Origin of the sequence: Ureibacillus aquaedulcis (assembly GCF_030418165.1) — a bacterium.
In the GTDB taxonomy this organism is placed as follows: Bacteria; Bacillota; Bacilli; order Bacillales_A; family Planococcaceae; genus Ureibacillus; species Ureibacillus aquaedulcis.
Window position 1 is genome coordinate 66,791 of the sequence record NZ_JAUHTQ010000016.1, and the last position, 9,857, is coordinate 76,647.

Below are 9,857 nucleotides of genomic sequence, written 5' to 3' on the forward strand. Positions count from 1 at the left end.
CAAGTATAGTAGATAGCAAACCTCTATAAAAAGCGGTGCTTATTGACGTTAAAAGGCACTAAAATACTACATCACATTAATCCATAAAACATTCTCGTTTCCTTACAACCAGTCAATCAAAATACTACTTAGACATCTTAGCAAACTCATATTCTTAACCTTTATATTTAAATTTCTTCCTACAAGACACATCTTTATATATAACAACAATACCTCATATAACTATCTACAAGAAAGGAACTTCATCATCTTCTTCTTTTTCAAGATCATTAACCTTAGAAGTACACTACACACAGCTATGCATTTTGGTAAACAACTTCCCCGTTCTCTGGACAAGGTGTACCATCGATTTCAAACCAAAATATGTTAAAGTTCATATGTTGTTTTATTTTAATTGTATATAAAATGTTAGGGCATCTAACCCTCCCTCACATCACACTAATGATAACATGCGTACCTAAGGTGTTTTTTGAAACCCACAATGTGATCGAGTGCCTCCATTGATAAAGGTAAGAAGGCGGTCACCTATTGTTAAATATTTATTTAATTGTGATATTTAATTCATTAACTTTTTTTAATAAATATTCATAGAGTTCATCGCGAATTTCTTCATTTTCCAATGCCATATCAATTGTCGTTTTCACAAAGCCAATCTTTTCCCCAACATCATATCGCTTTCCTTCAAAGTCATAAGCGTATACTTTTTGGCTTTCGTTTAATTTTTGGATGGCATCGGTTAACTGAATTTCTCCACCTGCCCCTGTTTCTTGTAGGCTTAAGAATTCAAAAATTTCAGGAGTTAGGACATAGCGACCCATGATGGCCAGGTTGGATGGGGCTGTTCCTTGATTTGGCTTTTCTACGAAGTTGCTAACTACATATGTGCGACCCTCTGTAGAGATTGGATCTATTATTCCATAACGATGTGTCTCTTCATTTGGAACTGTTTGTACACCGATGACCGATGAACCTGTTTCATTGTATTGGTCGATTAATTGTTTTGTACAAGGTGTTTGTGCTTGTACAATATCGTCACCTAGAAGTACTGCAAATGGTTCGTCCCCAATGAAATTACGTGCACACCATACGGCATGACCTAAGCCTTTTGGTTCTTTTTGACGGATATAGTGAATTTCTACCTTTGACGATTGATTGACTTTTTCTAGCAGCTCAAGCTTTCCTTTTTCAATTAAATTCGCTTCTAGTTCGAAATTGCGATCAAAGTGATCTTCAATTGCTCGTTTACCTTTACCTGTTACGATTATGATGTCTTCAATTCCGGAAGCAATGGCTTCTTCGACGATATATTCGATTGTTGGTCGGTCTACTATTGGCAACATTTCTTTGGGCATGGCTTTTGTTGCTGGTAAAAATCTCGTCCCTAATCCAGCTGCAGGAATAATGGCTTTTTTGACTTTCTTCATATTAACTAGTCATCCTCTCAGTTTACTTTTTCACTTTATCCACATTTAATAGTTCAAGCATTTTACTTTTGTATGCTTCCACACCTGGTTGGTCGAATGGATTAACTTCTAGTAGGTATGCACTCATAGCACAAGCCTTCATAAAGAAATAGATTAGATATCCTAAATGATAGGCATCCAGTTTATCCAGTTCCAATTGGATGACTGGAACACCACCCTCTGCATGAGCAAGCGCCGTGCCTTGTTTAGATGTGGCATTAATATGGTTAAAACTGTGATTACTTAAATAGTTCAGTTTGTCTTCGTTGCGGTGATCATTTGGCACATGATGATCATCTGTTATCTCATGAAAATGAAGCAACGTTTCAAAGAGGATGGGGCTTCCCTCCTGGATAAATTGGCCAATGGCATGTAAATCGGTTGAGTAATTTACGGTTGCAGGGAAAAGCCCCTTTTGGTCTTTTCCTTCACTTTCACCAAATAATTGCTTCCACCAATCATGGAAGTTGGCTAATGCCGGTTCAAAGGAAGCGAGTAGCTCCACTTTATAGCCAAGTGAATACAAAGCATGTCGAATTACTGCATAGCGGTAGGCTTCGTTGCTATCCAGGCTTTCTTCTTTTAGTAGTGTTGCTGCCTCTTTAGCTCCATCTAGTAATTGTGCGATATCCACACCTGCCACGGCAATTGGTAATAAGCCTACTGGAGTTAGCACCGAATATCTTCCACCGATATTGGATGGTATAACAAATTGTCGGTAATGCTGTGTAACGGCCATTTCTCTTAGTAACCCGGTTTCAGAATCCGTCGTTACGATAATCCGCTCGCTAGCATCTTCCCCATACCGTTCTTCCATGTATTGACGTAGCACGCGGAAAGCTAATGCAGGTTCCATTGTGGAGCCTGATTTGGAAATGACGTTAATGTAAAATTGTTTATTTGTAAGACAATTTAGCAACTGATGGATATAGGCTCCACTCATGTTTTGACCGGCATAGATTACTTCAATGCCATCTGGATGATTCCCAAAATACGGTGTTAATGCATCTTGAATGGCTTTTGCCCCAAGGTAGGAACCCCCAACTCCAATAACGACCAATACATCGCCGTTTTCTTTGATTTCATTTGCGATTGATTGGATAGAATCGATTAAATCCTGATTTTCTTCTAAAGGAGCGTTTACCCACCCAGTTAGTTCATCTTTTGTTTCTTCTAAATGGTGATGAATGGCCTTTACAGATGACTCGTATTTGGAATAATCAATGTTCAAGAATTGTTCATTCAAAATGGTCGTTTGCAGTAATTGTGTTGCCACATTCTTCCCTCTTTTCATCTGCCAGAATTGTAGATACCAACTTTATTACTGACGTTTTTATATGACTCTCTCAAAAGTTCGCCATTTGTTATTTGCTGCGGAAACTATTTCTTCTTTGATGTCGTCTATATCGAGAGACTGCAATCTAAACAGTAATTCGTGAAGTTCTTCTGTATCCAAGGCGTTGGCTTTCCCCACATGAATGCTTGGGTAGATATGCTGCTCTTGAATTTCTTCCGGCTTTAATAGTTCTTCGTACATTTTTTCTCCAGGACGGATTCCTGAGAATTTGATTTCGACTTGTTCTTCCGTGTAACCGGAAAGTCGGATTAAGTTGCGAGCCAAGTCTACGATCTTTACTGGTTCGCCCATATCCAGGACGAATACTTCTCCACCCCGCGCAAGTGTTCCCGCCTGTAGGACAAGGCGAGATGCTTCAGGTATTGTCATAAAGTATCTAGTCATATCTGGATGAGTCACCGTTATTGGACCACCAGCTGCAATCTGTGCTTTAAATCGAGGGACAACACTTCCCCGTGAACCAAGCACATTTCCGAATCGCACTGCCGCGTAAATCGTATCGCTGCGTGTAGCCAGATTCTGGATAATCATTTCTGCCACTCGTTTTGTTGACCCCATGACGTTTGGTGGGTTTACCGCTTTATCTGTTGACACTAGGACAAAGTTGGAAACTCCGTATTCGTGGGCAGCTTCAGCCACATTTTTTGTGCCGAATACGTTGTTTTTAATGGCTTCCCTCGGATTGTATTCCATTAGCGGCACATGCTTATGTGCAGCAGCGTGATAAATTACATCCGGCAAGTGGGAACCTATTACTTCAAAAATGCGTTCTCTATCTTGTATATCTGCAATAATCGGAATAATTTCTGTTTCTTCGATTGCCAAGGATTCAATCAGCTCCATATGTATGGAATAAATGGAGTTCTCCCCGTGCCCTAATAATAAAAGTTTCTTTGGATGGAACTTCAGGACCTGGCGACAAATCTCGGAACCGATTGAACCACCGGCACCTGTAACCAGAATGGTCTTGTTTGTTAGTTTTTTGGATATGGCCACCATATCCAATTTTACTTCATCCCGACCGAGTAAATCTTCAATTTTCACATCTTGCATATCGTTGACGGACACTTTCCCTGTCATGACATCTTCTACTTTTGGCATGATCTTTACTTTCGCTTTTGTTTTCGCACAGGTTTCATAAATATCTTGAATGCCAAATTTGCCAAGTGACGGGATTGCCAGGATGATTTCCTGAATTTTTTTGTCTTCCACAATTCGTGGAATGTCTTGGGTTGTGCCAGAAACTTTCAACCCCATCACCGTTAAATGTTGTTTTATTGGATCATCGTCCACAAAGGCTACAGGTTTATATTCTGGTGAAGGATTGTTGTTGATGCTTCGTGCAAGCATTGTTCCCGCTTGTCCAGCCCCTACAATCAGCACACTTTTTAAATCGCCATTTGACTTGATCGTCGTCCGGTCATGGGCTACTCGTAAAACAAATCGTGAACCGCCAATCATGATGATGTGGAGCAACCATGTAATGGCCATTGGACGGAAGTAGATATCTCCCCTCACGATGAACTGAACGATACTTGCCGTAATAATCGAAATGGTCACGCCGTAAAAAATGGTGAGTAGCTCTCGTACAGAGGCTACACTCCAAATCCGGTCATATAAGTGGAAAAAGTGGGCTGCAATATGATGACTGACTAAAAGCGTAATCGAAGTAATTAGGATTAATTTATTCGTAAAGATATTCAGTGAAGGGTGTAATAGCCAATAGCTAAAGAAGATTGCCGATATGACAATGAATGAGTCTAATATAAAGAATGCCGTATACCTCTGTTTATAATTCACCGTTGAATTACCCCTTTTCACCTACATTATTCCATTAATTATATGTATATATTAAAACCACTAATCTAAAAGTAACATCGTTATTATAACATGAAAAGAGGTGGTGAGAAGAGGAAAAAATTGTAGAATATTAGCGTTTTGACAAGTATCTGATATTAAATTCCTAAATTTTAGAAATTTATTAGGTACTTTTACCGATAATTTTCTACAATCTTCGACATGTACCGACGTTTAAAATAGCTTCCACCACTTTTTTTCTTTTATTTCTTCTGGTTCAAATAGTATAAATCGTTCATTTTCTAGAATTCTTCTATTATTGTGCAAAAGCATATTTATGCTATCAATTTCTTTCTTTTTTTCTAAAAATCTTAGGCCTTCTTCAAAAAGGAATGGTCTGGATGATAAATTATGCACATCCGAGCCATAGGTATGGACCAAATTCGCGCGTACTAACTCCAGTGACAGCTTTTGTACGGACTTTCCAAAATGCCCTGCCAGGCTGCCGGCCGTGATTTGCGCGACTGCCCCCTGCCGGATCAAACGTTCCAACCGTGCCGGCTTTTCTGAAATTCCCTTGTTTCGCTCCGGATGCGCAATGATGGGTGTAATCCCTTCTATTAATAATGCCTCGATAATACTTTTTGTATAGTTCGGGACATGACTTGATGGCAATTCCAACAATAGGTAGCTGGAGTTGGCTAATGTATGGACTTGCCCAGTTTGTAACAGTGAAATCAGGTTTTCTGTTAACCGCACTTCATGACCCCTATGTAAGGTAAGCGTTATTTCTCTTTTGGCCAATTCTTGCTGCAGTTGCGGTATTTGTTCATTGACAATCTCCAATTTCGCGTCAAACTGTGGATGCTGGCTATGGGAAGTGGAAATCATGTCAGTAATCCCTTCCTTTTCAGCTTGCTCCAATAATGCCAGCGATTCTTCCAGCGTTTTTGGACCATCATCGACATTCCATAAAATATGACTATGCATATCTATCATTTGTTTATCCCCCTATACCCTGCCATGGCTCTGGCAAACTTCATTTTTACGAAAGATTTCCGTATTAATTTACATCAAATTTACATTCGACCTACAGATAAGAAAAGAGTAAAGGACACAAGTGCCTTTTACTCTTTTGCTGGACCATAATAATAGTAATAGTAATGTGAATTCTCGATATTATAATTGTTTAAAATGACGCCGATTATATTTGCTTTAGCAGCAGTCAATAATTCCTTCGCCTTTAATACATTATCTTTTTCAGACTTTCCGGAGTTGATGACCAATACAGTTGCATCCACTTTGTTTGACACAATTTGTGCATCTGCTACCGAAATCATTGGTGGGGTATCAAAAATGATTAACTCATATTCGTTCAATAATTCGCTAATCATCGTATCCATACTTTTTGAACCCAATAACTCTGCTGGGTTCGGTGGAATCGGACCGCTTGTCATGACCGAAAGGTTTTCAATTTTTGTTGCCTGTATTGCTACTTTGAAGTCGCATTGTCTTGTCAGTACACTTGATAGCCCATACCCATTTGTTAAATCAAATGTGTAATGCGAGGTAGGCTTTCTCATATCCCCGTCAACGAGTAGAACCTTTTTCCCGGACTGGGCAAATACAACGGCAATATTCGCTGCTGATGTTGACTTCCCTTCACTTGGTGCCGAAGAAGTAACGAGTAGAGTTCGCAAATCTCCGTCCGGAATCGAGAAATTGATATTTGTACGTACTGTTCGGTATTGTTCGGCACTAATCGATTTTGGATTTGTAAACGTGATTAACTTTCTTGCAATCGACGTTAACTTTTTGCTTTTTTTCTTGAACATTCTTATTTCCTCCTACTTCTTGATAATTTATCTGTAGAAGCGAGTGGTTCATCGTCAGGAATTTTACTCACAAGACCAATGATTGGGAGACCTAGAATGTCTTCCACATCTTGTTCTGTTTTAATCGTAGTATCCATATACTCAATTAGGAAGGCTAGTCCCAGTCCAATCATCAGCCCGATTACCGCACCGATGGCAATGTTCAGCATCTTATTTGGCTTTATTGGTGAAGGGTCTTCACCTAGGACAGCACTTGAAAGAATATTCACGTTATTGACGTTCATCAGTTCTTGAATTTCTATTTCGAAAACTTCAGCCGTTGTATTGGCAATCTCCACTGCGATTGCTGCGTTCTCATCCTGGACACTAATATTCACTACTTGTGAGTTATCTTGGCTGGATACCGTAATTTTATTGCTTAATTGGTCAGGAGATAAACTTAAATCCAATCGATCAATAACTATCGATAAAATGGCCGGACTTTTAATAATGACATTGTATGTATTGATTAACTGTAGATTGGCTTGGATATCTTGTGTCTGAACAGTCTGTTGTTCCGTAGTTTGTTCTTGGTTTACTAAAATTTGCGTGGATGCTTGGTAAATTGGCGTCAGTAAATAGAAACTAATTACCCCGGCAATGATGGCAGCAACAATGGTGATGCTGATAATATGTACTAAACGTTTCTTTATTATTTTGAATATCTCTTGTAAGCTAATTGTTTCTTCCACTGGTTCATCTCCTCTGTGCGACTGCGATCAAAACTATTATTCTCGTATTAGATTATATACTATATCTTAAATGATTGTAGAGGTAAATTCTAACTTGTCAAAAATTTGGTAAGATTTTTGTAGAAATTACTTTCTTTCCGACTCTTTAGATAGACAGACGCATCCTTCATATTCGTACAGCTTGTAAATATAGAATGGAAAGCGAATCGATCGCTTTCCATTCTATAATTATAATGCACCCTTTACTTCACTTAAAAGACTTTCACGTAATGCTTTTTTCGAAGCTTCGTATTCTTCGCGCAAACTTTGGGAATGCGATTTATCAAAGCCATTCGTTTCCAGGTCTTTTTCGATAACGGAAATGACACTGTTAAAGGCCGCATCTGTATTTGCCTCAAGGCTGTCAGCTGCCCCCATGTATTTATTATAGAAATAGCCAATACTGATGCTTTCACCGTTTGCTCTTTTCGTCGCAAATTCCGATTTGGCATTGGCGATTAGCCCGTTCAATCTCGATTGGGCATCCGATTGGAGCGATTGTAATGTCGGGGTATATTTAGCTTTTATGGATTTCACTGTCGGCTTTTCAGTTTCTGTCACGCTGCCAATCGTATTTGGTGAATCAGTAGTTGTTGACGTATTCCCAGTGGATGTATTTCCAGTTGATGTACTTCCAGATGTTGGCGTTCCTTCAGCAGCTTGTCCACCTTCACTCTCTGCTCCACTATCCTTGGATGATACGCCTGTGCTTGCATCCGTATCGCTGCTAGTTGAGTCATCTGAGTTGAAAACCATTGCATTTGAAGAAATTGAAGATTGTTCTTGTTCGATTACCTCTCCGTTCTCATCGACTCTAATCTCCGTACCATCCGGCAATTTGATGACGTAATCATCCTCAACAATCTCATCAACCGCTTCATCCGCTACATCGTAGGTCTTGAATTTAAACTCATATAACGCATAACTACCGATAATTACACCGAGAAGAACAACCGCAAGCGAAACATACAACAACCATTTATGCTTTTTTTTCTTTACCTTCTTTATCTTCCTTTTCCTCTCAGCCATTGGGCACCTCCATTTCTGGCTCATAGAATTACAGGGTACTCATTGAAATTCCCCAGAACACCCGTGTTCTAGGGAATTGGAATTGCAAATTTTATTGTTCAGAAATTGTCAATGTATAAGGAATAGAAGAATATTCATCAAAGTTAACAGTGATTGTAGTAGTTTTGCCTATTAGTCCCGCAAGATCTGTTGCATTACCTATATTATTATTCACGAAATCTCCAAAAATCTTTTTAAAAGTATCCTTATTCAATTTTAAATCGTCAGTGATAAACTGATCTTTGGTATACTCTGTTCCTTCAGCATTGATGCTAGTAACCGCACTATATACCTCCGCTAGATTTGATAGAGTTTCCTCATCATTAACGATATCACCCACTGAAGGTGCGCCATCATTTGCCGCAGCTAAATCTTGACGTAAAGTTTCAAGGGACACGGAGCCATCTACTTGTAAATTGATTGTATTTGAAGCTGGGTTAAATCCTGGTGTAACATAATTTGGTAGTGTCACAGCTTGACCAGATGTTTCGAACAAGGAACCAATAACATTTTCAACCTCTTCTTCAAGGGATGGAGTTGGTGTTGCACTACCGCCTCCCCCGCCACCTGGAGTAGGCGTTGTTGGTGGTGTTGGTGTTCCTGGAGTTTCTGGTGTTCCTGGATTCTCAGGAGTCGGTGGTTTTACATTTTCAGCTCTAACGATAAATGTCACAAATTCACCACGTGATACATTGGACATAGGGCTGAATATTGTTGGTTTGATCCCCTTTGTTACACCGTTATCATATAGTGCTGCAACTTGGTATTTATATGGATAATTTTCGATATCTACAAATGGAGTGTTAATATTTCCAGCTTTTAAATCAAAAACATTTGTGATGAGGATCGCCATTTGTCCTCTTGTTAAAGGACTGTTGATTCCAAATTTGCCGTTGCCGATTCCATTAATAATTCCTGCGTTTTCCAAAGCAGCAATCGCTCCATAAGATCGGTGCGTTGTTGGAACGTCTGTAAATTTAGGATTTGTTACACTTACTGTATCTAGATTTAGAAGTCTTGCCAGAATTACAGCTGCATGCTCGCGCGTCAACTCTTGTCCAGGTCTGAAAGTTTGGTCTCCATAGCCTTTAATTACTCCGCGTTCTACTAGATTCACCGCTGAATCATAGTACCAGCTACCCGGTTTTAAATCCTTTAAAGTTGGTGTTGCTGCCTCCGTAGCAGCTGGTGCAACCGCAACAACCGCCCCTGCAGCCATTGCAGATGCAATTGCTAGATTAAACATTTTTTTACTAGTTTTCTTTTTCACTAATTCTTCCTCCTTTTTGATAGTGCTTCATAATATGTATAATGATAACATATACATTTTTGGAAAAAATACCCCTTTTGTAAAACTTTTGTATTCCGAAATAACTATTTTCATTTAAATCGAATGATTCATAATTATCCTAAATTACGGAATAATATAAACACTCAATGAACGTTATACCCTTCCAGATAGTTTTTAAACTATTAAAATAAAATATTTTTTCCCTTTTTTTAGATTAAAAGATACACCCCTGATGATCGTGACAAAAGCAAATAGAAAAAGAGGCTGGGACATAAT

General features: G+C 39.0%; 8 protein-coding genes. All 8 read right to left on the reverse strand.

Annotated elements, in window-relative coordinates:
• Positions 1-539 precede the first annotated feature (539 nt).
• The 8 genes from galU to QYB95_RS16505 all read right to left on the reverse strand — a co-directional run bounded on the left by galU (position 540) and on the right by QYB95_RS16505 (position 9,560).
• Positions 540-1,424, reverse strand: coding sequence for a UTP--glucose-1-phosphate uridylyltransferase GalU (galU, locus tag QYB95_RS16470; RefSeq protein ID WP_301139466.1), 885 nt, complete (start codon positions 1,422-1,424; stop codon positions 540-542).
• Positions 1,425-1,446: 22 nt separating this feature from the next.
• The gene (locus QYB95_RS16475) at positions 1,447-2,739 is read right to left on the reverse strand and encodes a glucose-6-phosphate isomerase (RefSeq protein ID WP_301139467.1); all 1,293 of its coding nucleotides are present in this window, start codon (positions 2,737-2,739) and stop codon (positions 1,447-1,449) included.
• 57 nt (positions 2,740-2,796) lie between these two features.
• Positions 2,797-4,620, reverse strand: a complete 1,824-nt coding sequence (locus QYB95_RS16480; protein ID WP_301139468.1) for a polysaccharide biosynthesis protein — start codon at positions 4,618-4,620, stop codon at positions 2,797-2,799.
• 231 nt (positions 4,621-4,851) lie between these two features.
• The gene (locus tag QYB95_RS16485) at positions 4,852-5,616 is read right to left on the reverse strand and encodes a tyrosine-protein phosphatase (protein ID WP_301139469.1); all 765 of its coding nucleotides are present in this window, start codon (positions 5,614-5,616) and stop codon (positions 4,852-4,854) included.
• Positions 5,617-5,744: 128 nt separating this feature from the next.
• Complete coding sequence (locus tag QYB95_RS16490) at positions 5,745-6,452, reverse strand: CpsD/CapB family tyrosine-protein kinase (protein WP_301139470.1); 708 nt, start codon at positions 6,450-6,452, stop codon at positions 5,745-5,747.
• A 2-nt stretch (positions 6,453-6,454) separates the two neighbouring features.
• A complete protein-coding gene (locus QYB95_RS16495; RefSeq protein ID WP_301139471.1) occupies positions 6,455-7,183 on the reverse strand; it encodes a YveK family protein in 729 nt (242 codons plus the stop codon).
• Positions 7,184-7,411: 228 nt separating this feature from the next.
• Positions 7,412-8,251, reverse strand: a complete 840-nt coding sequence (locus tag QYB95_RS16500) for a hypothetical protein (RefSeq protein ID WP_301139472.1) — start codon at positions 8,249-8,251, stop codon at positions 7,412-7,414.
• Positions 8,252-8,342: 91 nt separating this feature from the next.
• Entirely contained in the window at positions 8,343-9,560 is a 1,218-nt protein-coding gene (locus QYB95_RS16505) for an S-layer homology domain-containing protein (protein WP_301139473.1), read from the reverse strand.
• Between the last annotated feature and the right edge of the window lie 297 nt (positions 9,561-9,857).

Bases quoted from the DNA above. Each gene is read 5' to 3' on its own strand.
- QYB95_RS16490 (WP_301139470.1), bottom strand. From the start codon at position 6,452: ATGTTCAAGAAAAAAAGCAAAAAGTTAACGTCGATTGCAAGAAAGTTA.
- galU (WP_301139466.1), bottom strand. From the start codon at position 1,424: ATGAAGAAAGTCAAAAAAGCCATTATTCCTGCAGCTGGATTAGGGACG.
- QYB95_RS16485 (WP_301139469.1), bottom strand. From the start codon at position 5,616: ATGATAGATATGCATAGTCATATTTTATGGAATGTCGATGATGGTCCA.
- QYB95_RS16500 (WP_301139472.1), bottom strand. From the start codon at position 8,251: ATGGCTGAGAGGAAAAGGAAGATAAAGAAGGTAAAGAAAAAAAAGCAT.